The sequence below is a fragment of the Actinokineospora sp. UTMC 2448 genome (assembly GCF_024760565.1).
Lineage (GTDB): Bacteria > Actinomycetota > Actinomycetes > Mycobacteriales > Pseudonocardiaceae > Actinokineospora > Actinokineospora fastidiosa.
In genome coordinates this window covers 3,756,339-3,780,929 of the sequence record NZ_CP031087.1, presented here as the reverse complement: position 1 = coordinate 3,780,929, position 24,591 = coordinate 3,756,339, and the positions used below count along the sequence as shown (strand labels likewise).

General features: G+C 73.0%; 21 protein-coding genes. 15 read left to right on the top strand and 6 right to left on the bottom strand.

Features of this window, described 5'->3' with window-relative positions:
* The first annotated feature begins 28 nt into the window (after window positions 1-28).
* The 5 genes from Actkin_RS32620 (at window position 29) to Actkin_RS17125 (ending at window position 7,562) form a co-directional block, all read left to right on the top strand.
* Window positions 29-3,013 carry a S8 family peptidase gene (locus Actkin_RS32620; RefSeq protein WP_309569066.1) on the top strand — a complete coding sequence of 995 codons (2,985 nt, stop codon included), beginning with the start codon at window positions 29-31 and terminating at the stop codon, window positions 3,011-3,013.
* Window positions 3,014-3,160: 147 nt separating this feature from the next.
* Window positions 3,161-4,102, top strand: coding sequence for a hypothetical protein (locus Actkin_RS17140; protein ID WP_189210546.1), 942 nt, complete (start codon window positions 3,161-3,163; stop codon window positions 4,100-4,102).
* A 76-nt stretch (window positions 4,103-4,178) separates the two neighbouring features.
* Complete coding sequence (locus Actkin_RS17135; RefSeq protein ID WP_229786844.1) at window positions 4,179-5,357, top strand: serine/threonine-protein kinase; 1,179 nt, start codon at window positions 4,179-4,181, stop codon at window positions 5,355-5,357.
* Window positions 5,358-5,832: 475 nt separating this feature from the next.
* Entirely contained in the window at window positions 5,833-7,014 is a 1,182-nt protein-coding gene (locus Actkin_RS17130) for a metallophosphoesterase (protein ID WP_258903387.1), read from the top strand.
* A 38-nt stretch (window positions 7,015-7,052) separates the two neighbouring features.
* Window positions 7,053-7,562, top strand: coding sequence for a hypothetical protein (locus Actkin_RS17125; protein WP_258903386.1), 510 nt, complete (start codon window positions 7,053-7,055; stop codon window positions 7,560-7,562).
* A gap of 3 nt (window positions 7,563-7,565) precedes the next feature.
* Here the strand turns inward: Actkin_RS17125 and arsB are convergent, their stop codons facing one another.
* Both arsB and Actkin_RS17115 read right to left on the bottom strand, forming a co-directional pair.
* Window positions 7,566-8,624 (bottom strand): ACR3 family arsenite efflux transporter, encoded by a 1,059-nt coding sequence (gene arsB, locus Actkin_RS17120; protein WP_396122740.1) that lies wholly within the window; start codon window positions 8,622-8,624, stop codon window positions 7,566-7,568.
* The gene (locus Actkin_RS17115; protein WP_189210543.1) at window positions 8,621-8,914 is read right to left on the bottom strand and encodes an ArsR/SmtB family transcription factor; all 294 of its coding nucleotides are present in this window, start codon (window positions 8,912-8,914) and stop codon (window positions 8,621-8,623) included. Before Actkin_RS17115 ends, arsB begins: the two co-directional genes overlap by 4 nt.
* Before the next feature lie 77 nt (window positions 8,915-8,991).
* On the opposite strand from Actkin_RS17115, the gene Actkin_RS17110 reads away from it, so the two are divergent.
* The 7 genes from Actkin_RS17110 (at window position 8,992) to Actkin_RS17080 (ending at window position 15,771) form a co-directional block, all read left to right on the top strand.
* Window positions 8,992-9,669, top strand: coding sequence for an arsenate reductase/protein-tyrosine-phosphatase family protein (locus tag Actkin_RS17110; protein WP_258903385.1), 678 nt, complete (start codon window positions 8,992-8,994; stop codon window positions 9,667-9,669).
* Between the two features lie 27 nt (window positions 9,670-9,696).
* A complete protein-coding gene (locus tag Actkin_RS17105; RefSeq protein ID WP_258903384.1) occupies window positions 9,697-10,101 on the top strand; it encodes an arsenate-mycothiol transferase ArsC in 405 nt (134 codons plus the stop codon).
* A gap of 323 nt (window positions 10,102-10,424) precedes the next feature.
* On the top strand, window positions 10,425-11,060 hold the full coding sequence (locus tag Actkin_RS17100; RefSeq protein ID WP_189210541.1) for a thermostable hemolysin: 636 nt from the start codon (window positions 10,425-10,427) through the stop codon (window positions 11,058-11,060).
* On the top strand, window positions 11,060-12,646 hold the full coding sequence (locus tag Actkin_RS17095) for an AMP-binding protein (RefSeq protein ID WP_258903383.1): 1,587 nt from the start codon (window positions 11,060-11,062) through the stop codon (window positions 12,644-12,646). The genes Actkin_RS17100 and Actkin_RS17095 overlap by 1 nt, the downstream gene beginning before the upstream one ends.
* Before the next feature lie 5 nt (window positions 12,647-12,651).
* Window positions 12,652-13,608 (top strand): TauD/TfdA family dioxygenase, encoded by a 957-nt coding sequence (locus tag Actkin_RS17090; RefSeq protein WP_189210539.1) that lies wholly within the window; start codon window positions 12,652-12,654, stop codon window positions 13,606-13,608.
* Window positions 13,608-14,330 (top strand): class I SAM-dependent methyltransferase, encoded by a 723-nt coding sequence (locus Actkin_RS17085; protein ID WP_258903382.1) that lies wholly within the window; start codon window positions 13,608-13,610, stop codon window positions 14,328-14,330. The genes Actkin_RS17090 and Actkin_RS17085 overlap by 1 nt, the downstream gene beginning before the upstream one ends.
* 76 nt (window positions 14,331-14,406) lie before the next feature.
* Window positions 14,407-15,771 carry an FAD-binding oxidoreductase gene (locus Actkin_RS17080; protein ID WP_258903381.1) on the top strand — a complete coding sequence of 455 codons (1,365 nt, stop codon included), beginning with the start codon at window positions 14,407-14,409 and terminating at the stop codon, window positions 15,769-15,771.
* Window positions 15,772-16,035: 264 nt separating this feature from the next.
* Here Actkin_RS17080 and Actkin_RS17075 read toward each other — a convergent pair whose 3' ends face one another.
* On the bottom strand, window positions 16,036-17,046 hold the full coding sequence (locus Actkin_RS17075; protein WP_309569065.1) for a saccharopine dehydrogenase family protein: 1,011 nt from the start codon (window positions 17,044-17,046) through the stop codon (window positions 16,036-16,038).
* A gap of 96 nt (window positions 17,047-17,142) precedes the next feature.
* Here Actkin_RS17075 and Actkin_RS17070 point away from each other — a divergent pair, with 96 nt between their 5' ends.
* Entirely contained in the window at window positions 17,143-18,111 is a 969-nt protein-coding gene (locus tag Actkin_RS17070) for a helix-turn-helix domain-containing protein (protein WP_258903380.1), read from the top strand.
* A gap of 2 nt (window positions 18,112-18,113) precedes the next feature.
* On the opposite strand, the gene Actkin_RS17065 is transcribed toward Actkin_RS17070, so the two are convergent.
* The gene (locus Actkin_RS17065; RefSeq protein WP_258903379.1) at window positions 18,114-19,466 is read right to left on the bottom strand and encodes a serine hydrolase domain-containing protein; all 1,353 of its coding nucleotides are present in this window, start codon (window positions 19,464-19,466) and stop codon (window positions 18,114-18,116) included.
* Window positions 19,467-19,604: 138 nt separating this feature from the next.
* Between Actkin_RS17065 and Actkin_RS17060 the strand changes: the two genes are divergently transcribed.
* Entirely contained in the window at window positions 19,605-22,961 is a 3,357-nt protein-coding gene (locus tag Actkin_RS17060) for a TM0106 family RecB-like putative nuclease (RefSeq protein WP_258903378.1), read from the top strand.
* Here Actkin_RS17060 and Actkin_RS17055 read toward each other — a convergent pair.
* Entirely contained in the window at window positions 22,933-23,259 is a 327-nt protein-coding gene (locus Actkin_RS17055) for a hypothetical protein (RefSeq protein ID WP_258903377.1), read from the bottom strand. The two genes, Actkin_RS17060 and Actkin_RS17055, sit on opposite strands and share 29 nt — an antisense overlap.
* A 16-nt stretch (window positions 23,260-23,275) precedes the next feature.
* Here Actkin_RS17055 and Actkin_RS17050 point away from each other — a divergent pair, with 16 nt between their 5' ends.
* On the top strand, window positions 23,276-23,416 hold the full coding sequence (locus tag Actkin_RS17050) for a hypothetical protein (RefSeq protein ID WP_258903376.1): 141 nt from the start codon (window positions 23,276-23,278) through the stop codon (window positions 23,414-23,416).
* A gap of 93 nt (window positions 23,417-23,509) precedes the next feature.
* Here Actkin_RS17050 and phnE read toward each other — a convergent pair whose 3' ends face one another.
* On the bottom strand, window positions 23,510-24,262 hold the full coding sequence (phnE, locus tag Actkin_RS17045) for a phosphonate ABC transporter, permease protein PhnE (protein ID WP_258903375.1): 753 nt from the start codon (window positions 24,260-24,262) through the stop codon (window positions 23,510-23,512).
* Between the last annotated feature and the right edge of the window lie 329 nt (window positions 24,263-24,591).

Below are 24,591 nucleotides of genomic sequence, written 5' to 3'. Positions count from 1 at the left end.
GACGATCTTTGGCTGGAAGGACCCTGCATTGGCTCACTCATCGCGGCGGCGTGGCAGAGCGGCGGCCCTGCTCGCGCTGACCTCATTAGGCGTAGGGGTCCTGGCCCCGGGCAGTTCGGCGTCCGAGCCCGAGCCCGCGCTCGCGTCCTCGCCGAACGGCATCTACCTGGTGGAACTGGCCGACGAGCCGGTGATCGAGTACGACGGCGGCGTGGCGGGCATCCCGGCCACCGCGCCGGGGCCCGGCGACAAGGTGGACCGGGACGACCCCGACGTGCGGCGCTACGTCGCCCACCTCGACCAGCGCAGGGCGCGGGTCCTCGACACCGTGGACGGCGCGGAGAAGGTCTACGACTACAACTACACCAACGCCGGGTTCGCGGCGCGCATGTCGCCGCAGCAGGCCGCGAAGCTGGCCGCCACGCCCGGCGTGAAGCTGGTCGTCCCGGACGGCAAGAGCAAGCTGGACACGGTGTCCACGCCCGACTTCCTCGGCCTCACCGGCCGCCGCGGCGCGTGGAACCGCCTCGGCGGCGACGAGCGCGCGGGCGACGGCGTGATCATCGGCGTGATCGACTCCGGGTTCGTGCCGGAGAACCCGAGCTTCGGCGCGATCCGCACCAGCCGGGCCTCGGACCGGGCGATCGCCGCGCGCTGGAAGGGCGTGTGCGACCCGGGCGTCGAGGAGCCCAAGGTCACCTGCAACAACAAGGTGATCGGCGCGCGCTACTTCAACCAGGGCGTCGGCGACCTGCCGATCCCGGGCGAGTACACCTCCCCGCGCGACCACGGCGGCCACGGCAGCCACACCGCGAGCACCGCGGCGGGCAAGTTCGGCGTGCCGGTGTCCATCGAGGGCAACGACCTCGGCACGGCCAGCGGCGTGGCCCCCGCCGCCCGGCTGGCGATCTACAAGACCTGCTGGATCATCACCGAGGACGGCGACGACACCTGCATCAACAGCGACTCGGTGAAGGCGATCGACACCGCCATCGCCGACGGTGTCGACGTCCTCAACTACTCGATCTCCGGCGCGTCGGCCTACGGCGACCTCGTCACGCTGGCGTTCTACCGCGCCGCCAAGGCGGGCGTCTTCGTGGCCGCGTCCGCGGGCAACGACGGTCCCACCGCGCGGACGGTGTCGAAGAACATGCCGTGGATGACCTCGGTCGCCGCGGGCACGCACCCGCGCCAGTACGAGGCGGCCGTCACCACCGGCGACGGCAAGTCCTACACCGGCGCGGGCGCGGGCAAGGCCGTCCCGTCCGCCCCGCTGCTGCTGTCCACCGCGGCGGGCCTTCCCGGCGCGGACGCCGACCAGGTGCGGCTGTGCTACGAGGGCACGCTCGACCCGGCCAAGGTGGCGGGCAAGGTCGTGCTCTGCGACCGCGGCGTGATCGACCGCGTCGCCAAGAGCCGGGCGGTCAAGCAGGCGGGCGGCGTCGGCGTGGTCCTGGCCAACGTGTCGCCGGGCTCGCTCAACGCCGACTTCCACGTCCTGCCCACGGTGCACGTCGACGAGGTCGCGGGCGCGGCCATCAAGGCCTACGCCGCGGGTGCCGCGCCGACCGCGGCGCTGGCCGCGGGCGCGCGGGTGGAAGGCGCGCGGGCGCCCGCCATCGCCGGGTTCTCCTCGCGCGGCCCGGCCGTCACCGCGGGCGGGGACTTCCTCAAGCCGGACATCCTCGGCCCCGGCGTCGACGTGCTCGCCGCGGTGACCCCGGAGCGGCACGGCGGACGGAACTGGGACCTGATGTCGGGGACCTCGATGTCCTCGCCGCACATCGCAGGCCTGGCCGCGCTGCTGATCCAGCGGCACCCGGACTGGTCGCCCATGGCGGTCAAGTCGGCGCTGATGACCTCGGCGAAGACCACCGACAACCAGGGCAAGCCCATCGCCACGGAGACGGGGGCGAACGCGACGCCGTTCGACTACGGCTCCGGCCACGTGTCCATCGGCGACGCGCTCGACACCGACCTGGTCTACGACAGCGGCGCGGCCCAGTGGGACCGGCTGCTCTGCGGGGCGGACGTCACCCCGCCGGGCGGCACCTGCGACGGCGTGACCGGCATCGACCCGAGCGAGGTCAACCTGGCCTCGATCGCCATCGGCGAACTGGCGGGCAAGCAGACCGTCACCCGCACGCTGACCAACACCGGCAGGCACGCGCACGTGCTGCGGCCGAGGTTCTCCGGCCTGGCCGGGGTCTCGGCGACGGTCTCGCCGCGCCTGCTGGTCATCCCGCCGGGGCAGTCCCGGTCGTTCAAGGTCACCTTCACCCGCACGACCGCCCAGCTGGGGTCGTACGTGTTCGGCGACCTGACCTGGACGCCCCAGCGCGGCGAGGCCGTGCGCAGCGTGATCGCGGTCAAGCCGGTGCTCGCCGCCGTGCCCGCCGAGGTGCACGGCACGGGCTCGGCGGGCAGCGCCGAGGTCACCGCGACGCCGGGCTTCAGCGGCACGCTGACCGCCTCCGTCGTCGGCCTGACCAGGGCGGGCGAGAACCGCGCCGAGCTGAAGAACCCGACCAGCGCGAACTTCGACCAGGAGAACCCGACGGCGAGCGACCACACGGCCAAGTTCACCGTGACGGTTCCGGCGGGGACGACCTACGCGCGGTGGGCGACGTTCGACTCCGACGTGGCCGAGGGCACCGACCTCGACCTGTTCGTCTACGAGGCGGGCACGACGACGCTGGTCGGCGGCAGCGCGAGCGGCACGTCGCAGGAGTGGGTCTGGGTCGAGAACCCCGAGCCCAAGTCCTACGACGTGTACGTCGACCTCTACGCGGGCCCGGCGCAGGAGGTGAAGCTGTTCAGCTTCCTGCTCGGCTCCGAGGCGGCGGGCAACCTCACCGCCACCCCGGCGACGCAGCCGGTGACGATCGCCACCCCGGTGAAGGTCACCGCCGCCTGGGCCGACCTGGCCCCGGGCGGGCGCTGGCTCGGCCGCCTGCTGTACGGCGACGGCACGGCCACGGCGGCGTCCACCCTGGTCTGGGTGAACTCCTGACCGAACCCCGGGTGGGCTGATCCATGGCGGATCAGCCCACCCGGGTCTGTCCGGGACGGAAAAGATCAGCCGCTCCGGGCGTGTACTTCCGGCCCCCGAGCCCTCATTCACAGTGAAACGTGAACGCGGCGGGCCGGAGGTGGTGGCATGGTCGACAGTGCGGTGCGGGGCGGGCCGGAGCTGGCCGAAGCGCTGCGGAACGGGCCGTTCCACCGGGCGCTGCGGGTGGCGATCTCCGAGCGCGGCCTCCCGCTGGCCCGGCTGTGCGCCCACCTCGAACGCCGCGGCCTGCGGGTCGGCGGCTCGACGATCAGCTACTGGCAGCGCGGCCTGCGCGTGCCGGACGGCCCGCAGTCCGCGGCGGTCGTCCACGCCCTCGAGGAGATCCTCAACGTGCCCGAGCACGCGCTGGTCGGCCTGATCCGGCCCCGACGCCGCCCGCTCGGCGACGTCGGCGGCGCGCCCCGGCGCTGGGCCGAGCTGTCCGGCCAGTGGAGCTCGGCCGCCGACCTGCTGGGCGAGCTGGACGTGCCGGAGTCGCGGTGCAACGCCGACCTCGAGGTGCTGGCCGCCCACCACAGCATGGAGGTCGGCCCGGACCGGGTCATGCGCGCGAGCACGACGCGGGTCGTGCTGCGGGCCCGCCGGGACGGCCCGGACCGCTACTTCACCGTCTACCGCGGCGACCCGGGCTGCGACATCGGCGCTGTCGAGGTGCGCGAGGGCGAGGGCTGCCGCCGCGGCCGCGTCCGCAGGCACGAGCCGAGCGGGTCGATGGTGGCGGAGCTGCCGTTCGACCGACACCTGGCGGCCGGGGAGGTCCACGTCCTCAGCTACACGGTCGTGGACGGCACCGGCGGCCCCGTCGACGGCTACCACCAGCTGGCCCGCGTCCGCGGCGGCTCGCTGCTGGTGCAGTTCCACTTCGACCCGGCCATGCGCCCGGTCCGCTGCCTGCAGGACTCCAGGCCCAGCGCGCATGAGCCCTGCTCGTCGGCCACCGAGCTGTTCTGCAGCCACGACACCGTCAGCGCCTACTTCCCGACCACGCCGCCCGGCGTCCACGGCATCACGGTGGAGTGGGACTGACCCTGCGTCGCCCTCGATGTTTGAACGCGCCCGGGACGGGGTAGGTGCGGCGGGGATCCGAGGGAGAGGTGTCGCGGTGGACCAGGACGAGCTGTTCGCGGGACGGTATCGCCTCGGCGAGGTCCTCGGCTCCGGTGGCGCCGCCCGCGTCTACCGCGCGTGGGACACCCGGCTGGCGAGACCGGTGGCGGTGAAGACCTTCCGCAGAACGCCGGACGAGGTCGACATCCTGCGGTTCGACAACGAGGTCCGCACGATGGCGGCGTTGTCGCATCCGGCGCTGGTCGAGGTGTACGACACGGGGGTGGCCGGGCGGCCGTACGTCGTGCTGCAGCTGATCGAGGGCCGCACTCTGCGTGATCGCATCGCCGAGGGGCCCCTGCCCGTCGCCGAGATCCGGCGCTTGGGCGTCCGGCTGGCGGAGGCGCTGGCGTACGTGCACTCGGAGGGGGTGATCCACCGGGATGTGAAGCCGTCGAACATCCTGCTGGACGCCGACGGCCTGCCGTACCTCGCCGACTTCGGGGTGGCGCGGCTGACGGGGGCGGAGCGGATCACCGCGTCCAACCAGATGGTGGGCACGGCGGCGTACCTGGCCCCGGAACAGGTCCGGGGGACCGAGGTCGACAGCCGCGCGGACATCTACGCCCTGGGCCTGGTGCTGCTGGAGTGCCACACCGGCGTGCCGGAGTACCAGGGCACCGACGTGGAGAGCGCCGTCGCCCGCCTGCACCGGCCGCCGGTCGTCCCGCAGGACCTCCCGACCGACCTGGTCCACCTGCTGGCCAGGATGACCGCCCTCAGCCCCCACCGCCGCCCGAGCGCCCAGGAGTGCGCGTCGGTCCTGGCGGCGGAGTCGGCCACCGCCGAGACCCGCCCGGCCCTCGACATCCTCCCGTGGACCGACGACCCGCCGCCCCCGCCACCCCTGCGCCGCCACGCGCTCCTGGGCGCAGGCACCCTCCTCGCCGCGGCGGGCATCGCGACACTGATGCTCACCGCCCCGGTCCATTCCGTCGGACCGACCACGGCCGTCCCCCCTCCCACGATCATCACCCCACCGCGTGCGGAGGCCACGGCGCCCCCGACGACGACGTCAACCGCCGCCCCTGTGGACCACGCGGATGAGGACGAGGGGACAGCGGCGGTGGTCGTCACGGGGAAAGAGAAGGGGAAGGGAAAGGGCGGGAAGGGCAAGGCCGTGGACAAGCCGACCGGCCCCAAGGGCAAGGGCGCCAACAAGGGCCGCGGATAACAGCGCGGCCAGCGGCGGTGGCGCGCTGTGGCCAGTGCGGAAAGGTCGACCGCCTCTCAGCCCATGCTGATCCGCCACTGCACATTCCGACCGCCGCCAGCATCGATTCGTCCCTGCATCGCGAGCGCGAACGCAGACCCTGCTGCCTTCGCACCGCGCTTCTGTAGGCAACTGCGCCTGCCATGTGGCCCCTTCACCGCCGTGGGGCGGACGATTCCGCGTGGCCGAAACCTGTAGGCGACTGCGCCTGCCACGCAGCCCCTCCACCCCAGCGGGGCCACCGCAACCGGTACGCGTCGCCCCTCTGCCCCCGCCAGCGAGGCGCTCCTAGTCCTGCCGGGACTGCCGCTCCGAAATGGCCGTTCCCGCTTCGCCGCTGCTGCAGGACCGCCTTCCCCGCCCGCAGGACCTTGATCCGCAGGCCGACCGGCGATCCCTGCGGAATCCCTACACTGGGTGGTCGGTAGGAGGCGTGATGACGCGTGTGGAAGAGGCGCCTGGGCGGACGCGGCGGCGGGTGTCGTTCGGTCTCGTGGTGCTGGTTGTGGTGGCGCTGCTGTTCGGCGTCCCGTGGTGGTTGTTGGTGGTCGGCGGTCAGGCGTGGTCGGGGTGGGTGGTCGCGGGTGGCACCGTGGTCTTCCTGGCCGGTGCGGTCGCCATGCCCTGGGGGTTGGTCCTCGGGCATGGGCGGGGGTGGGATGGGGGTGCGAAGGTGGGCGACACGCTGTTGGGGGCGGCGTGGATCGTCTTCACCTGCGCCGTGATCGGGGCGCTCGTGGAAGTCGGGTTGGCTGTGGCGGGGATGGCCGACCCGCTGCGCTCGCGGGTGGTGGCGGTGGGCACGGTCGGGGTGGCCGTGATCGCCTTGGTCCACGCCTACTACGAGGCGATGCGGGTGCCTCGGGTGCGGGCCACCGAGGTGCCGCTGGAGCGGCTCGGGCCGGGGTTGGACGGGTTGCGGGTCGTCGTGCTCGCCGACACGCACTTCGGGCCCATCGACCGGACCCAGTGGTCGCGGCGGACCATGGCCGCGGTCGCCGCCCTGAAGCCCGACATCCTGGTGCACGCGGGCGACATAGCCGACGGGCCCGTGGAGCGCAGGCGCGCGCAGTCCGAGCACATGGGACCGCTCAAGGCCGAGTACGCCAAGGTGTACGTCACCGGCAACCACGAGTACTACAGCGGAGCCCCGTCCTGGGTCGAGCACATGGCCGAGCTGGGATGGACCCACCTGCACAACACCCACACCGTCATCGAGCGCGACGGCGACCGCCTCATCGTCGCCGGAGTGGACGACCGGACCGCCCGTCATGCGGGGATCGACGGGCACGGGGAGGACCTGGCCGCCGCGCTGCTCGGGGCCGATCCCGACCTGCCGGTGTTCCTGGTGGCGCACCAGCCCAAGCAGGTCGCCGACGCCGTCGCCCACGGGGTGGACCTGCAGGTCTCCGGGCACACCCACGGCGGCCAGATCTGGCCGTTCCACCTGCTGGTCCGGCTCGACCAGCCGCACCTGCAGGGCTTGGCCAAGACGGGTGGGCGGACCTGGATCTACACCAGCCGCGGCGCCGGGTTCTGGGGTCCGCCGTTCCGGCTGCTGGCGCCCAGCGAGATCACCGTCCTCACGCTGAGGTCAGCGGTTAACACCTCCGCGTAATCGGCGATACGACCGTAAACGAACGGGAGGCCACGCCGATGATCCGCACAGCCGCCATCTGCACGATCACGACCGCCGCACTGACCGGTGTCACGCCGACGGCGCAGGCCGCCGTCGCCCAGACCTGCCTCGTCAACGAGGTGGTGACCTTCAGCGAACCGGTGACGAACACGCCGAAGACGGTCTCGGTCACCGTCAGCGGGCAGCTGTTCAACTGCACCGACCCCACCGCCAGGACCGGCTCCTACACCGAGACCGCCACGCTGCCGGACTACACCTGCACGCAGCTCTTCTACCAGGGCAGCGGCGCCCGCGTGTTCACCTGGACCGACCCGGCCGTCGCGCCGAGCACGTACTCCTACAACCGCACGTCCAGCCGGGTCGGGGCGAACATCGTCATCCTGCTGCTCGGCTCGATCACCGCGGGCGGGTTCCACGGCGAACCGGCCAAGATGCAGCTCACTGCGGTCAACCCCGACCCGATCCGCTGCGCGACCACCGGCGTCTCCCAGCTGACGCTCGTCGGCGCGCTCACCGTCGGCCTGTGACGGTCAGGCCCACCGCCGCCGCAGCCAGAGGCTCACGGAGACCAGGCCGACCAGGACCGGGACCTCGATCAGCGGCCCGACCACGCCCGCGAGGGCCTGGCCGGAGGTGACCCCGAAGACGCCGACCGCGACCGCGATCGCCAGCTCGAAGTTGTTGCCCGCGGCGGTGAACGCGAGCGTGGTCGTGCGCTCGTAGGACAGTCCCGACGCCTTGCCCAGCAGGTACCCGCCGGTCCACATGACGGCGAAGTAGACCAGCAGCGGCAGGGCGATGCGGGCGACGTCGAGCGGCCGGGAGGTGATCTGCCCGCCCTGCAGGGCGAAGAGGATCACGATGGTGAACAGCAGCCCGTAGAGCGCGACGGGGCCGATCCTGGGCAGGAACCGGGACTCGTACCAGTCGCGCCCTCGGGCGCGTTCGCCCATCCGGCGGCTGAGGTAGCCCGCGACCAGGGGGACGCCCAGGAAGATGACCACGGACAGGGCGATCTCCCACGGCGAGAAGTCGATGCTGGTGGTGTCGAGGCCGAGCCAGCCGGGGAGCAGGTCGAGGTAGAACCAGCCGAGGACGCCGAACATCAGCACCTGGAAGACCGAGTTCAGCGCGACCAGCACGGCCGCGGCCTCGCGGTCGCCGCAGGCGAGGTCGTTCCAGATGATGACCATGGCGATGCAGCGCGCCAGCCCGACGATGATCAGCCCGGTGCGGTACTCGGGCAGGTCGGCCAGGAACAGCCAGGCCAGGGCGAACATCAGCGCCGGGCCGAGCACCCAGTTGAGGAGCAGGGAGAGGCCGAGAGTGCGGCGGTCGCCGGTGACGGTGCCGAGCCGGTCGTAGCGGACCTTGGCCAGCACCGGGTACATCATCAGCAGCAGGCCCAGCGCGATCGGCAGCGAGACCCCGGCGACCTTCACCGCGTCCAGCGCGCCCGCGAGGCCGGGGACGAGCCGTCCCAGGGCCAGGCCCGCCAGCATCGCGACGCCGATCCAGACCGGCAGGAACCGGTCCAGGAACGACAGCCCGCGCAGGACATCGGGCCGGTCGGTGGTGGGCGCGGTCAACAGGGCCTCCGGGGCTGGTCGGCGGCGCGCGCCTTGTCGGCGAGCGCCGTCAGGTGCGCGGCAGCCCGGTGCAGGGCGTCGGGCACGAGTCGGTAATAGGTGAAGCGACCGCACGGCTCGGCCTCGACGATCCCGGCCTCGCGCAGCTGCCTGAGGTGGTTGGAGACATTGGTCTGCCGGGCCCCGGTCTCCTCGACCAGGTGGCAGGTGCACAACGCCTCCTCCGCCAGCAACTCCACGATCCGGGCCCGCAGCGGGTCGGCCAGCACGCGCAGCACGTCAGCGTTCATCAGTGCGGGATGATATCAGGACACAATGATGTATTGAGTCTTGACCGGAGGGGCAACACTCAAGCAGCATTGAGTCAATGAGCGCTGACTGGCATCCCGATCTCGTGGCCCGCGCCCGGGTGCACGCCGCCCTCGGCGAGCCCGCCCGGTTGGCGATCGTGGAGCTGCTCGTCCTCGGCGACGCGTCGCCGAGCGAGGTCGGCAGGGCGACGGGACTGCCGAGCAACCTGCTGGCCCACCACCTGAAGCTGTTGGAGCAGGCCGGACTGGTGCGACGCTCCCGCTCCGAGGGCGATCACCGCCGCACCTACCTTCGGCTGCACGCCGCGGCGTTCGCCGGTCTCACCCCGACGAGCGCGCGGGAGGCGGGCCGCGTGGTGTTCGTGTGCAGCCGCAACTCCGCGCGCTCCCCGCTGGCCGCCGCGCTGTGGGCGAAGCGCAGCCGGATCCCGACCGCGTCCGCCGGGCTCCGTCCGGCCGAGCGCGTCCATCCCGGCGCGGTGGCCGTGGCCCGCGCCCACGGACTGTCGCTGGCCCGCGTCCGGCCGCGATCCATCGAGGACGTGGTCCGCGCCGACGACCTGGTCGTGGCCGTCTGCGACAGCGCGCACGAGCAGCTGCGCGCGGGCGAGCGGCTGCACTGGTCGGTCCCCGACCCGGCGGCGGCAGGCACGGACCAGGCGTTCGCCGCCGCCTTCGCTGACCTCGCCGACCGCGTCGGCCGGTTGGCCGCCGCGGTGCGCGCGTCCGAGTAGCAGCCGATCGAGAGCCGGAGGAACCCCGTGAAGCCCGAAGTCCTGTTCGTCTGCGTGCACAACGCCGGACGCTCGCAGATGGCCGCCGCGCTGCTGCGGCACTACGCCCTCGGCCGGGTCGCGGTGCGCTCGGCCGGGTCCGCGCCCGCCGACCGGGTCAACCCGGCCGCCGCGGCGGCCCTGGCCGAACTCGGGCTCGACATCACCGAGCAGGTCCCGTCGAAGCTGTCCACCGCGGACGTCGACGCCGCCGACGTCGTCATCACCATGGGCTGCGGCGACACCTGCCCCGTCTTCCCCGGCAAGCGCTACCTCGACTGGGAGCTGGCCGACCCGGCCGGACAGTCCGTCGAGGCCGTCCGCCCCATCCGCGACGACATCGACCGCCGCGTCCGCGCCCTGCTCGCCGAACTGCTCGACGACCCGGCCTGACCGGCACACCGGCACATATGACGCACTCACCCCCGCCGGGGGTGAGCCCGTCACCTCCGCCGCGCCCCGCGCCCTGCCTACCCCGGTATCCACTTCGGTCCCTTCCGTGCGGTCACGACCTGGCACTTCGGCGATCCTCGGCCACATGTAGGCCGGACGGTCCCAGGTGAACCGTGTCACGTGCACAGTCCCCGCTGGTCCCGCCTCATGCCCGCGCCGTGACGTCGCAATGCGGAAGATGTCGGCTGTCTTCACCGTTGCCACCATGAGTTGCACATGGATCGGGGCGGCCAGGGGGCGCCGCGCGAAGGTGGAGGTGGGCGGTGCACCTGAGAGCACGGCTCGACAGCGCGGTCGCTGCGGGGAGCGAGCCAGCGCCGATGGACTTCCGGATCGGGCTCGCCAAGCCCGGTTCGGCGTCCTACGCGCACTGCGCGGAACTGGTGCGACGGAAGTACCTCAAGCGGTATGACGCGGTGGTCGACCCGCGGCCGGACCTGTTCGTGGTCGCCCGCGACAGCGCCAGGCGCCGGACGATGGGCTGCGCCGGGATCACCTCGGCCGTCGGGCGCAAGCTGCTGTCCGAGAACTATTTGGACCGTCCCGTGGAGCGCGTCTGCGCCGACCTCTGGGACGCCGAGCCCGACCGCGCGCCGATCGCGGAGATGGGCCCGCTGGCCTCGTTCTACCCCGGCTGCGGTCTTTTCCTCATGCGCCGCCTGCCGACCATCGCTATCCACCTGGGATACGACTTCGTGCTGACCACGCTCACCGAGCGGCTGCACGGGCTCGCCAAGGCGGCGGGGTGGGCGGGCCGCACGCTCGCCAACGCCCGCAGCGCCGAACTCGCCGGGTTCCGGCCCGGCGACTGGGGCACCTACTACGCGGCGCGGCCACGCACCGTGTTGCTCCACTGTCGACAGACAGTAGGGGCGTCCGACGAACAAGGAGCTGAGTGATGCAGTGGCTCGCGACGGCAGTGGAGCGGCTGGACACGCTCGACGCGATCGCCGTCGAGGAGATGTCGTCCAGCGGCGCGCCGCGCCGGTATTCCTACGGTGACGTGCTGGGCGCCGCCGTCCGGCTCGGCGAGGCGGTCCTGGAGTCCGCGCGGGACCGGGAGAGCCCGACGAGCACCATCGGCATCCTCACCGGCAACGGCGTCGAGAGCGTCGTCGGCGACCTCGCCTGCCTGCTGACCGGCGTGCGCTCGGTGCCGATCCCGATCGCCTTCGGCCGCGACCAGGCCAGGCACCTGCTGTCGCACTCGGTCGTGTGCCTGGTGGACGAGCAGGGGCGCAAGCGGCTGGCCGAATGGGGCAGCGAGGCCGACATGCTGCCCGATGGCTGCGTGGTGATCCCGGTCGACGTGCCCGGCGGGCACGACGCCGAGGAGATCACCGCCCGGGTGCGCGCCGCCGCGGCGTTCAGCGGCGACGCGATCTGCAAAATCGTCCACACTTCCGGCACCACATCGACCCCCAAGGGCGTCATGCTGCGCCGGGGCGCGGTCGACGATCTGATCACCTCCATCACCACCCGCGTCGGCGTGGAGGCGTGGCAGCGCTACGTGTCGGTCGTGCCGACGAGTCTGCTCGTGGAGCAGGTCTTCGCGGTGTACCTGACGTTCCTCGCGGGCGGCACCGTGGTGTTCCTGCCCGAGGAGGCCAAGCCGCTGGGCACCGCGGGCGGCGACGTCGAGCAGGTGCGCGGGCTGCTGGCCGCCGCCCGGCCCACGGTGTCGCTGACGCCGCCGTCGCTGGTGGAGTCCATCGCCGCGTTCGCCCGCACGATGCCGGACGCCACCGCGCGCGAGCTGTCGCTGGCCGTCTACGGCCGCGAGGACCCGATGCTGCTGTTCAGCGGCGGCGCCCCGGTGTCCGACGAGGTGCTGCGCGCGATGTGGGACCGCGGCCTGCCCGTCTACGTCGCCTACGGGCTCAGCGAGAACGGGTCGGTGGCCACGCTCAACGGCCCCGGGCTCGTCCGGCTCGGCACCGTCGGCAAGCCCCTGCGGCACTGCGAGGTCCGCCGCTCCGAGCGCGGCGAGCTGCTGATCCGCAGCTCCTCCCTGCTGACCGGCTACCTCGGCTCCGACGACCCCACCGCGCTGCCGCTCGACGACGAGGGCTGGCTGCACACCGGCGACGTCGCCGAGATCGACGCCGACGGCTACGTCAGCATCACCGGCAGGCTCAAGAACATCATCATCACCTCCAACGGGCGCAACGTGAGCCCGGAGTGGGTGGAGGCGCAGTACAAGAGCAGGCCGAGCGTCGAGGCCGCCGCCGTGTTCGGCGACAACCTGGAGCGCCTCATCGGGGTGTTCGTCGTGCGGCGCGGGGCCGACGCCGAGACCGCGCTCGCCGAGATCCGCCACGTGAACGCCGAGGTGCTCTCCGAGATCGAGCAGGTCGGCTCCGCCGCGATCGTGGAGGCGGACGAGGCCTTCTACGCGGAGTTCTTCACCGTCACCGGGCGGCCGCGCCGGGCCGCCATCCGAGAGGCGCTCGCCGCCGGTCGATTCCCCTTAGCGGAGGTCTGAGAACCATGCTGAACAGCTTCCCCACCAGCGCCCACGTCGACGGCAAGGGCCTCATCGTCTCCAGCACCGACCATGCGAGCCTGGAGACCATCGACCGGGTGGAGTTAGTGACCGCGCTCGCCGAGCACGGCTACGTCCTGCTCAGGGGCTTCGACACCGACGCCGAGTCGTTCTCCGCGCTGGTGCAGAGCATCTCGTCGCGGATCACGCTGGACCCGGCGCGCAAGTTCGCGGGCGGCAACGTCGCCCAGAAGATCGAGGCGGGCCTGGTCCCGCAGGGGCTGCACGTGGAGAACGGCGCCACGCCGTGGGTCCCCGACCTGGTGTGGTTCTACTGCGAGACCCCGGCGGAGACCGGCTCGCAGACCACCATCTGCGACGGCCTTCCCGTGTGGCACCGGCTGCCGGAGCGCACCCAGGAGCTGTTCAGCACCACCCGCGTCACCTTCGCCAGGCCAATGCCGGAGGAGAAGTGGAAGAACCTGGTCTTCCGCCTCCTCGACGGCGCCAAGCCGGTCGAGGACGTCACCTTCGACGACCTGCTCGCGGTGACCGACGACGACGTGGACGTCAAGTACCACCAGCGCGCCGACGGCTCGGTGCACTACACGTACTTCACCTACGCCGCCCACACCACGCTGTTCGGGTCGGAGATGGTGTTCGCCAACAGCATCCTCACCCCGTCGGTCAACTACGAGCCGCCGGTCATCGAGTTCGAGGACGGCCGCCCGCTCGACGCGATGCTGATGCGCCAGATCATCGAGGCCACCGAGCTGGAGACCGACGAGATCGACTGGCACGCAGGCGATGTCGCGCTGGTCGACAACAGCAGGGTGATGCACGGCCGCCGCAAGATCCGCGACCCGCGCCGCTCGCTCTACAACGCGCAGAGCTACCTGCAGGAGGCCATCACCGCGGCGGTGCGCGAGCGGCGGACGACGCGCCTGGCCAAGGCCGGCTGATGCGCACCCAATACGACGACATCGGGCACTCCTACGAGCGCGTCAAGCGGGAGATGCCGCTCGCGCGCGGGCCGGAGCGGGCCACCTTCGAGGACCTCATCGCCGGGTGCGCGGGCAAGTCCGTGCTGGACCTCGCGTGCGGCACCGGCTGGTACAGCAGGCTCACCCGCAGGGCGGGCGCGGCGGCCGTCACCGGGGCCGACATCTCCGCGGAGATGGTCGGCGCGGCCGAGAGCGCGGAGGCGGCCGACCCGCTGGGCAACCGCTACCTGTGCGCCGACGCCCGGCACCTGGGCTCGGTGGGCGAGTTCGACCTGGTCACCGCGGTGTGGCTGCTGTGCTACGCCCGTGACCGGGCCGACCTGACGGCCATGGCGCGCACCGCGTACGAAAACCTCGCCCCGGGCGGCGAGTACGTCGGGGTGGAGATGAACCCGCGCTTCGACTGGTCGGGCCCGCCCGCCACGGCGTACGGGCTCACCCACCGCCCGGACGCGGACTTCCCCGGCGGCAAGGACCTCACGGTCACCCTGCACGTCGACCCGCCGGTGACCTTCCAGGCCTGCTTTTGGACGGAGGAGCCAATCAGGACCGCGTTCGCCGACGCCGGGTTCCGGCACGTGGAGTTCCGGCCCGCGACGCTGCCCGCCGACGCCGGCGACGCGTTCTGGGACGACTTCCGGCGCAATCCCACGATCGTCGGCATCCGCGCGGTCAAGTAGGACAGCACGTTCGCGGAAGCGCCGTGCGCGGACCTTGCGGCATGATGCCGTCAAGGTCCGCGACACGGGGGAGACCATGAGCACGTTCGAGGGCGACGGCCCGATCGCAGGCCCGGGCTCCCCGGAATTCGACGCGGCGACGCGGACGTTCAACCTGGCCGCGCCCGCCGCCCCCGCCGCCGCGGTCACCGCGACCACGGTGGCGGAGGTGCGGGCCGCGGTCGAGCACGCCGCGGCCCGCGGGCTGCGGGTCAGGGCGCACACCACGGGCCACGCGGCGGCGACCTTCGGCCCGATGGACGACGCGCTGCTCGTGCGCACCGAACTCGGCGGCGGTGTCGAGGTCGACGCCGAGGCCAAGACCGCGCGGCTGCCTGCTGGCACCCGCTGGGGCGCTGTGGTCGAGGCGACCACCCCGCACGGGCTGGTGTCCGCGCACGGCACGTCGCCGACCGTGGGCGTCGTCGGGTACCTGCTGCGCGGCGGCGTGAGCTTCTACGGGCGCCTGTTCGGCATGGCGACCAACACGATCCGGGCGATCGAGCTGGTCACCGCCGACGGCGCGCACCGCAGGGTCGACGCGGAGTCCGACCCGGACCTGTTCTGGGCGCTGCGCGGCGGCGGTGGCGGCTTCGGGGTCGTCACGGCGGTGGAGATCGCGCTGTTCCCGGTCACCTCGGTGATCACCGGCGCGGCCTTCTGGCGCGCCGAGCACGCCGCCGAGATCGTGGCGCGCTGGCACGCGTGGACCGCGACGGCGCCCGAGGCGGCCTCGACCTCGCTGCGGCTGATGAACCTGCCCCCGCTGCCGGGCAGGCCGGAGGCCATCTCGTCCGGCCCGGTGGTCTGCCTCGACGGCGCGATCGTCGACGGCGGCTCGCCGTCGGCACGGGAGGTCTACGCCGACCTGCTCGACCCGCTGCGGTCCGTCGCCAACCCGGTGCTCGACACCTGGCGCGAGACGACCCCGGACGCGGTGCCGTCCACGCACATGGACCCGCCCAATCCGGTCCTGTCGATGGGCGACCACCTCCTCGTCGACGGCTTCGACGCCCAGGGGGTCGCGGAGTTCCTGCGCGTGGCGGGCCCCGGCTCGCCGCTGCTGGCCGCCGAACTGCGCCAGCTCGGCGGCGCACTGGCCGTCCCCGACCCCGCGGGCGGCGTGCTCAACCACGTGTCCGCCCAGTTCATGTACCAGTGCGTGGGCTCGGCGATCGACCCACCCACCCTCGCGGCGAGCCGCGAGCGGGCCGCGCTGATCCGCTCGACGCTGGCCCCGTGGGACACCGGCCGCACGATCCCCGGCTTCGTCGGCAGCCACGACCAGCCGCAGGGCCACCTGGACACCGCCCAGATCGAGGCGGTCGACCGCGTCCGCGCCCGCATCGACCCCGACGGCCTGTTCCGGGGCGACATCACCCCGAACGCGACCAAGCTCTAACCGCCACCGCCACCGCCACCGCCACCGCCACCGCCACCGCCACCGCCACCGCCACCGCCACCGCCGCGACCGCCCACTGTCGCGACCGCCCACTGTCGCCGCCCGCCATGGCCGCCTGCCGCCGCCGCCGCCCGCCGTCGCCGCTGCCATCCCACTCTCACTGCCATCCCACTCCCACCGCCGCCCCACTCCCACCGGGAGAAGGCGTCGAGTCGAGCGCGGCCCGGGCGGCGAGCGCGGTGTCGCCGGTCCGGGCCTGTCGGTTCAGCGGGTGGGCAGTGCCAGCTCCTCCAGCGGCAGGGCGCGCAGGAAGTCCTCGGCGTCGAAGGCCTCGCCCGCGGTGACCACGCCCGTCGCCCGGGTGCGGCCGGTCAGGACGCGTTCGGTTGCCTCGACCACGATCGGCGCGGTGACGGCGTAGATGTCGCGGCCCCGGGCCGTCGCCCGCCGCTGCTCGGCGCCCCGCTTGACGACGACCTCCACCAGGAACACCTGGGCGGAGCGGCCGGTGGCGTCGGTCGCGCGCGGGCCGTCGGGGTCGGGGTCGCTGAGGTCCTTGAGCGGGGTGGTGTTGAGGAAGGCGTCGATCCGCGCGGTCTTCAGGTGCTGGGCGATGGTCACGACGTCGGTCGTGGAGAACTGGCCGACGACCTCCTGCTCGCCGAACGGGTCGCCGAACGTCCAGGTGCCGGTCGGGGCGGGCTCGTCGCCCGGGAGGACGCGCAGGCGCTGGTCGGTGAAGACCACCCGCCGCCCGGCTCGGCGCTTGCCCGCCAGCAGGGTGCCGCGGGTCGGCTGCCAGCTGTCCAGCGCCACCGCGACGGCGATCTCGTCGGCGGCGGGCCAGTCGCCCATGGCGGCGGTGGCGAGCAGGTCGCCCATCGCGCCGTAGAACGCCATCGCGGGCGCGATCACGGTGTCCGCGTCCCGGAAGCGGTCCCGGTGGGCGTCGAAGGTGTCGATCGCGACCAGCGTCTCGCCGGTCACGTCCAGGTAGTGGATACCAGCGCGCCGGGCGGCCTCGATCAGCGCGGGCGCGGTGTCGCCGAACGGACCGGCGCAGTTGATCACCGCGCTCGCGCCAGCCAGGGCGCGGTCGAGCGAGGCGGGCTCGTCGGCCGAGGCGACGTGGGACTCCATGCCCTCGGCGACCGCGGCCAGCTTCCCCGGGTCCCGCCCGGACAGCACCGGCGTCAGGCCGCGCCGCGCCAGCTCCGCGGTCACGAACCGGGCCGTGTGCCCGTACGCGCCGAACACGGCGACCTTCTGCGACATCAGGTTCCTCCAGCAGTTGTGACTCGGGGGAGATCCTGCTGCGCGCGGCCCCGGGAGACGACCGTCCACACCGACAACCTGCGCTAGGTTCGCGACATGCGTGCCCACCACGTCGTCATGGCCGTGACCGCCGACATGCCGGTCTTCGAGGCGGCCGTCCCGTGCCAGGTGTTCGGCGTCGACCGGCCGCACCTGGCCGACCCCTGGTACGCGTTCTCGGTGGTCCCGGTCGGGTCGGCCCCGGTGCGGCTGAGCCCGGGCTTCACCGTCGACCCCGCGGACGGCTTCGACCTGGCGACCACGGACACCCTCGTCGTCCCGGCCTGCACGAACGTCCACGACGACCCGCCCGGCGAGCTGGTGGACGTCGTGCGGGAGGCCTACGAGCGCGGCTGCCGCATCCTGTCGATCTGCTCGGGCGCGTTCATCCTCGCCGCCGCCGGGGTGCTCGACGGGCGCAGGGCCACCACGCACTGGCTGCACGCGGACGAGCTGAGCCGCCGCTATCCCGCCGTCCGCGTCGACCCGTCGGTGCTGTACGTCGAGGACGCGAACGTGATCACCTCGGCGGGCACGGTGGCGGGCATCGACGCCTGCCTGCACCTGGTGCGGGTCGACCACGGCGCCGCCGTCGCCGCCGAGCTCGCCCGCCGCCTGGTCACCCCGCCGCACCGCGAGGGCGGGCAGGCCCAGTACCACCGACCGGCGGCCCCGACCAGCGGGGACTGGCTGGCGCCCCTGCTGGACTGGGCGGACGAGCACCTGCACCTGCCGCTGTCCACCGCCGACCTCGCGGCGCGGGCCAACGTCAGCACCCGCACCCTCGAACGCCGTTTCGCCGAGGTGCTGGGCCTGTCACCGCTGCGCTGGCTGCTGCGGCAGCGGGTGCGCCGGGCCCAGCAGTTCCTGGAGACCAGCGACCGGTCGATCAGCTGGATCGCCACCACCTGCGGGTTCGGCGCGGCGGCCAACCTGCGGGCGCACTTCGCCCGGATCGTCGGCATGTCGCCGTCGGCCTACCGCCGCGGCTTCCACGAACGGACGGGCGAGCCGATCGCGAGCTGACGTCAGTCGACGCGCTTGAGCAGGCGGTTGCCGAACAGGTACTCGGCGTCGTCGTCGACCAGGTGGGCGTACTCCACCACCATGCCGTGCACCTCCACCGTGAAACGGCCGCCGCCCGTCGGGCGCACCGGCTTGCGCGGCACGGGAGCGCCCTGGTTGGCGGGGGACTTGCTGATCGTCTCCAGGTAGATCTGCCCGTCCGGATCACGCGAGAGCGTGCTCCGCAGCATCACCGACTCGTAGGTGCCCAGCGCGGGCGTGAGGTCGCCGTCGTCGGTGACCGCCGGGTCCGGCGCGGTGAGGCCCAGTTCGGCGCCGAGGAGGTCCCTGACCTCCTGGATGAGGCCCGGGCCGCTGTTGGCGTTGGTCAGCACGCAGAACGCGACGCCGAGGTCCGGGAACGCGTACAGCTGGGCGTTCTGACCGATCGTCTGCCCGCCGTGCTCGACAGCGGTCACCGGCCGACCGTCGCGCGTCCAGTCCATGACCCGCCAGCCCAGGCCCCAGCCCCGGTACACCGTGGACACCGACGACAGGTCCACCACCACGTCGCGCATCGCCCGCGCGGAATCGGTGGACAGGATGCGCTCGCCGGTGACGCCGATGCCGTCGCCCAGGTGCGTCTCGGTAAACCGCAGCAGGTCGGCCGCGCTGCCGGTGATCAGCCCGGCAGGCCCCATCGCCCGGGGCAGCATCCACTGCCGCGTCGGCACGGCGGGCCCGTCGATGTCCTCGAGGTCGGTCACGTGCCCCACCGCAGTGCGGAACAGCGGCGCGTCCTTCGCCCTGGTGATGACGTGGCGCAGGCCCAGCGGCTCGGTGATGTGGGCGGCGACGGCGTCGTCCCACGCCCTGTCGCGCAGCACCTCGACGATCCGCCCGGCCACGACGAACCCGGCGTTGCAGTAGCTCAGCCGCCCGCCGGGCGGGGTGACCGTCGGCGCGGTGGTGAGCGAGGCGACGTAGCGCTCCACGCAGTCGTCGCCGTCGCCGACGTCGGTGAACAGGTCGCCCGCGACGCCGCTGGTGTGGGTCAGCAGGTGCGCCACCGTGACCGTGTCCGCGTGGCCTGGCTCGGCGACGCGGAAGTCCGGCAGCACCTCCACCACCGGGGTGTCGAGCGTGATCTTGCCGTCGTCGACGAGCTGCATGACCAGGGTCGTCGTCCAGATCTTGGTGATCGACCCGTACTGGAACAGCGTGTCCTGGGTGACCTCGACCCCGGTGTCCCGGCTGGTGATCCCCGCGGCGGCGACCCGGATGTCGCCGTCGGCCAGCACGCCCACCTGCGCGCCGGGCACGTCGTGGCGCTCGCACAGCTCCACCAGCCGCCCCTGCCAGTCCGCCAGCTCCATCGCGTCCGCCTTCCCCAGTCGCCGTGACGTCAAGCGACGGTATCGCAACCGAGCGGCGTCAAGCCCTTCCATGATCCACTTGGCAGCACCCGCGTGTCGGAGCCGCCGAGCGGCCAGCCGGTGGGAGACTGCCCGGCGATGCACACTCCGTCGGACCTCGCCGACCTGCTCGAATGCGAGCACCGCAGCCTCCTGGCGCAGGCCCACGCCGCCGGGCTCCCGGGCGCGCCCCGGCCCGGGGCGGGACCGGACAGGATCACCGTCAAGCACGGTCGCGCCCACGAGCACGCCACCCTCGCCCGGGTCGGCAGGCAGCGCACCGTCATCCACATCGGCGACCCCGACCCCGTGGCCGCGGCGGCCGAGACCGCCGAGGCCCTGCGCGCGCACGCGCCCGTCGTCTACCAGGCGGTCTTCCACGACGCGGCGTTCAGCGGGCGCGCCGACTTCCTGATGCGCGACGCCGACGGCCGCTACGAGGTGTACGACACCAAGCTCGCCCGGCACGCGCGCCCGTCGGCGGTGATCCAGCTCGCCGCCTACGCCGACGCGCTGGCCACGGCGGGCTGGCCAGCTGGCCCGAACATGCACCTCCTGCTCGGCGACGGCAGCCAGGTCACCCTGCGCGTCGACGACTTCCGCCCGCTGCTGCACCGCCTCCGCGACCGGCTCGTCCACCGCCCGCCCCGGCTGCCGGAGCGGCTGTGGGGCGACGAGCGCCCGGCCTGCTCCGGCTGCCGCTTCGCCGAGCACTGCGCGGCGGGCCGCGAGGCCGACCGCGACCTCGCGCTGGTCGCGGGCATCCGCGGCGACCAGCGGCGCAAGCTGATCACGGCGGGCATCGCCACCATCGACGCCCTCGCCACCGCGGCCGACCGGCCGAGCACGCTCTCCGCCGCCTCGTTCACCGCCCTGCGCGCGCAGGCCGCCATCCAGGTCCGCCAGGACGCCACCGGCGAGGTCGACTACGAGATCGCCGACCCCGACGCGCTGGCCGAGCTCCCGCCGCCCAGCCCGGGCGACCTGTTCTTCGACATGGAGGGCGACCCCTACGTCGCGGGCGGCGCGGGGCTCGAATACCTCTTCGGCGTCGTCGCCGACGGCGAGTTCGTGCCGTTCTGGGCGCACAGCCGGGCCGAGGAGCGGGTGGCCTTCGAGCGGTTCGTCGACCTCGCGGTCGCGCGCCTGGCCGAGCACCCGGACGCGCACGTCTACCACTACGCGCCCTACGAGTCGTCGGCCCTCAAGCGGCTGGCGGCGCTGCACGGTACGCGGGAGGAGGCGGTGGACGAGCTGCTGCGCCGCAATGCGTTGGTCGACCTCTACGCCGTGGTGCGGAAGGCGCTGCGGGTCTCCCAGCGGTCGTACTCGATCAAGGCGCTCGAACCGCTCTACATGCCCACCGCGCGGGAGGGCGAGGTGAAGACCGCGGCGTCGAGCATCGAGGCCTACGAGCAGTACCTCGCGCACCTGGGCGACGGCGAGATCGACAGCGCCGACGAGGTCCTGCGCGGCATCGCCGACTACAACGAGTACGACTGCGTCTCCACCCAGAAGCTGTTCGAGTTCCTGCACTCCGTGCGCGCCGAGCACGGCATCGAGACGCGCGTCCCGGAGCCGGAGCCGGAGGACGGCGACGAGGAGCGCAAGCGCAAGCAGGCCGACCGCGCCGCCCGGGTCGCGGCGCTGGTGACGGCCCTGGGCGACGGCCTGCCGCCGGACCCGGCCGACTTCGGCCCCGACGAGCGGGCCCGCGCACTGCTGGCCGCGCTGGTCGGCTATCACCGCCGGGAGACGAACCCGGCGTGGTGGGAGTACTTCCGGCAGCTCGCCGCACCGCTGGGCGACCTGGAGGCGGACACGACCTGCGCCGTGCCCGTGCACGTGGACGCGGGGGAGTGGGAACAGCCGACCCGCCGCAACGGGCTGGCGAAGCGGCGGCTGACGCTGCGCTGCGACCCCGACCGCCCGCACCCCTTCGCCCGCGGCGACAAGGTCCGGGTCCGGTATGGACCGACCGGCCGCGCGGCGCAGGTGACCGAGGCGTCCGCCGAGCGCATCGAGCTGCTGGAGAGCTGCCGCCCCTCCGACACGACCGACGCGCGGCCGCAGGCGGTCCTGCCGGGCGAGCCGGTCCGGCCCGCGCCGAAGGACGAGGCCGTCGCCGACCTCGCCGAGCTGGTCGTCGAGAGCCTGCCCCGGCTGCCCGCGCACCCCGGGATCGACCTGCTGCGCCGCGTCCCGCCCCGGCTGCGCGGCGGCGCCGCGCTCCCCGAGCCCGGCCCCGACCTCGTCGCCACGGTGATCCGCGCGGTCGACGCCCTCGACGGCTCGACCCTGGCCGTGCAGGGACCGCCGGGCGCGGGCAAGACCTACCTCGCGGGCAAGCTGATCGCCCACCTGGTGGCCGAGGGCCGCACGGTCGGCGTGACGTCCAACAGCCACAAGGCCGTCGAGAACGTGCTGTCGGCGGCCCTGTCCGCCGCGCCGGGCATCCCGTGCGCCAAGCGTCCGCGCGGCGCGCCCGAGCAGGACGCGCGGTGGGACCAGCCGAAGGACAACGCCGCGCTCGCCCGCTGGCGGGCCGATCAGCGGGACGGACACCTCGTCGGCGGGACGGCGTGGCAGTTCACCAGCACCGCCATGCGCGCCGACCCCGTCGACGTGCTGATCATCGACGAGGCGGGCCAGTTCTCCCTGGCCGACGCGCTCGCGGTATCCACATGCGCCCGCAACCTGGTGCTCCTCGGGGACCCGCAGCAGCTCCCGCAGGTCGTGCAGGGCACCCATCCGCCGGGCGCCGACGCGTCCGCGCTCGGGCACCTGATCGGCGACGCCGACATCATCCCGGCGGACCTGGGCTACTTCCTCGACCAGACCCGGCGCATGCACCCGGCCGTCTGCGCGCCCGTCTCCCGGCTGTCCTACGCCAACCGCCTGCACGCCCATCCGAGCGCCGCCGAGCGCGGCATCGACGGCGTGGAGCCGGGACTGCACCTGGTTGAGGTGGACCACGTGGGCAACACGACCAGCTCGCCGGAGGAGGCCGCGGCGATCGTGGAGATCGTCACGACCCTCCACGGCCGCGCCTGGCGCGACCACGACGAGGTCCGGCCCCTGGTGGACGAGGACATCATGGTGGTCGCGCCGTACAACCTGCAGACCCGCGTGGTCGCCCGCGAGCTCGCGCGGGCGGGATTCCCCGGGGTGCGGGTCGGCACGGTCGACCGCTTCCAGGGGCAGGAGGCGCCGGTCGTCATCGCCACCATGACGTCGTCGTCGGCGATCGACCTGCCGCGCGGGTTGGACTTCCTGCTTTCCCGCAACCGCATCAACGTCGCGCTCTCCCGCGCGCAGGCCGTCGCGCTGCTGGTCTGCTCGCCCCGGCTGGTCGAGGCCGACATCCGCACGGTCGACCAGATGCGCCTGGTGTCGGGGATGATCGGCCTGATGGACGGCGCGACGGTCAGGTCTGCGGCCACATCGAGTAGATGAGGTTGTCGGCGTCGGCGCAGATCACCTGCGGCAGCTGCCCCTCGTCGGCCTGGTTGCACGCCAACGGCCCGATGTGGACCGGCTCCAGCCCGAACTCCGGCTCGGGCCGCTCCACGTAGTAGTCGAACAGGACCGCCGCCGCCTCCTCGCAGCCGAGCACACCGCCGGGGGTCTCCACCACCACGGCGTGCATCGGCTTGCCGAGCGCGCCTTCGAAGGTGGCCTCGCAGTACTGCGACGGCAGACTCTCGTCGACCGTCGCGGGCGGCAGCCCGGCCGCCTTCTCGGTCGTCGTCACGGCCTTGGTCTTGATCGTGATCGACGGCACCGTCTTCCGCGTGGTCGTCGTCGTGGTCGGCGCCGTGCTCCCCACCCCGGTCGAACTGGCCGACCCCGTCACCGCCGGACCACACCCGGTGACCAGAACCCCGACCGCCACAACCGCCGCAACATGAGCGAACTTCATGCCCGTGGCGTCGACCCATCCTCGGTGCCCGTTACAGGCCCGGCCACCACTGTGATCCACCCGGCGTTTCGCCTTCCGGGCCTCACTCGGCCAGACGGCGACGGATGTGGGCGCTGAGCAGGTCGACGGCGACGATCAGGGCCAGGACCATGAGGATGTAGGTGACCATCTCGTCGAAGGCGAACAACTGGATCGACTGGTTGATCAGAAACCCGATCCCGCCCGCGCCGACGAGTCCCAGGACGAGCGACGAGCGCACATTGACGTCGAAGCGGTAGAGCAGCAGCCCCACGAGGGTGGGCACGACCGACGGCAGCACGGCATGCGCGACCACCTGCCACTCGCGCGCCCCCGCGACCCGCAGCGCGTCGGCGGGCCCGGTGTCGGCCTCCTCCAGCGCCTCCGCCCACAGCTTCCCCATCACCCCGACGTTGTGGCAGATCAACGCAAGCACCCCGGCGAACGGCCCGAGCCCGACGGCGGTGACGAAGACCAACGCGAACACGACGTCGGGCACCGCGCGCAGGAACGACATCACCGACCGCGCCCCCTGGTACACCACCCTGCCCCGGCTCGGCGTCCGCGCCCCCAACACCGCGAACAACAACGCCGCCGGGATGGACAGGGTCGTCCCGAGCAGCCCGATCGCCAGCGTCGTCAGGCACGCCTGCAGCCCCGGCAGCACCACCGCCGACCACGAGAGGTCCGGCGGCAGCGCCTCCCCGACGAACCGGGCCATCCCCTCCCACCCGTCGATCAGCGCCCCGGGCGAGAACTCGGTGTCCCGCCACGCGAGCACATGCGCCGCGACCAGCCCCACAACGATCAACGACACAATCGGCCAAGTGCGATGGCGCGGGGGAGCAGACCTACTCATCTCAACTTCCGGTGCAAGGGAATGGGGTGAACGGCTGACACAGAACGAGCGGTGACGGACGGGAAAGCCCGGTGCCGACGCCGGAGCGGCCGTGTGCGTCCTGGGTGGACGTGGTGGACGTGGGCCATGGATGCCTCCGGCCAACCGCCTTCGGCACCGGCCTTCCACCCACCACCGCACCCACCGCTGGTCTGACCGCACGCATGGCTGGCTCGGCTGCGCGCACGGCGGGTCCGGTCGCACGCATGGCTGGCTCGGCTGCGCGCACGGCGGGTCCGGTCGCACGC

Coding starts and splice junctions, on each gene's coding strand:
- Actkin_RS17125 (WP_258903386.1), top strand. CDS start 7,053: ATGATCCGCACAGCCGCCATCTGCACGATCACGACCGCCGCACTGACC.
- Actkin_RS17075 (WP_309569065.1), bottom strand. CDS start 17,046: ATGTCGCAGAAGGTCGCCGTGTTCGGCGCGTACGGGCACACGGCCCGG.
- Actkin_RS17110 (WP_258903385.1), top strand. CDS start 8,992: ATGAGCGCTGACTGGCATCCCGATCTCGTGGCCCGCGCCCGGGTGCAC.
- Actkin_RS17060 (WP_258903378.1), top strand. CDS start 19,605: ATGCACACTCCGTCGGACCTCGCCGACCTGCTCGAATGCGAGCACCGC.
- Actkin_RS17090 (WP_189210539.1), top strand. CDS start 12,652: ATGCTGAACAGCTTCCCCACCAGCGCCCACGTCGACGGCAAGGGCCTC.
- Actkin_RS17065 (WP_258903379.1), bottom strand. CDS start 19,466: ATGGAGCTGGCGGACTGGCAGGGGCGGCTGGTGGAGCTGTGCGAGCGC.
- Actkin_RS17095 (WP_258903383.1), top strand. CDS start 11,060: ATGCAGTGGCTCGCGACGGCAGTGGAGCGGCTGGACACGCTCGACGCG.
- Actkin_RS17115 (WP_189210543.1), bottom strand. CDS start 8,914: ATGAACGCTGACGTGCTGCGCGTGCTGGCCGACCCGCTGCGGGCCCGG.
- Actkin_RS17085 (WP_258903382.1), top strand. CDS start 13,608: ATGCGCACCCAATACGACGACATCGGGCACTCCTACGAGCGCGTCAAG.
- Actkin_RS17140 (WP_189210546.1), top strand. CDS start 3,161: ATGGTCGACAGTGCGGTGCGGGGCGGGCCGGAGCTGGCCGAAGCGCTG.
- Actkin_RS17070 (WP_258903380.1), top strand. CDS start 17,143: ATGCGTGCCCACCACGTCGTCATGGCCGTGACCGCCGACATGCCGGTC.
- Actkin_RS17130 (WP_258903387.1), top strand. CDS start 5,833: ATGACGCGTGTGGAAGAGGCGCCTGGGCGGACGCGGCGGCGGGTGTCG.
- Actkin_RS17080 (WP_258903381.1), top strand. CDS start 14,407: ATGAGCACGTTCGAGGGCGACGGCCCGATCGCAGGCCCGGGCTCCCCG.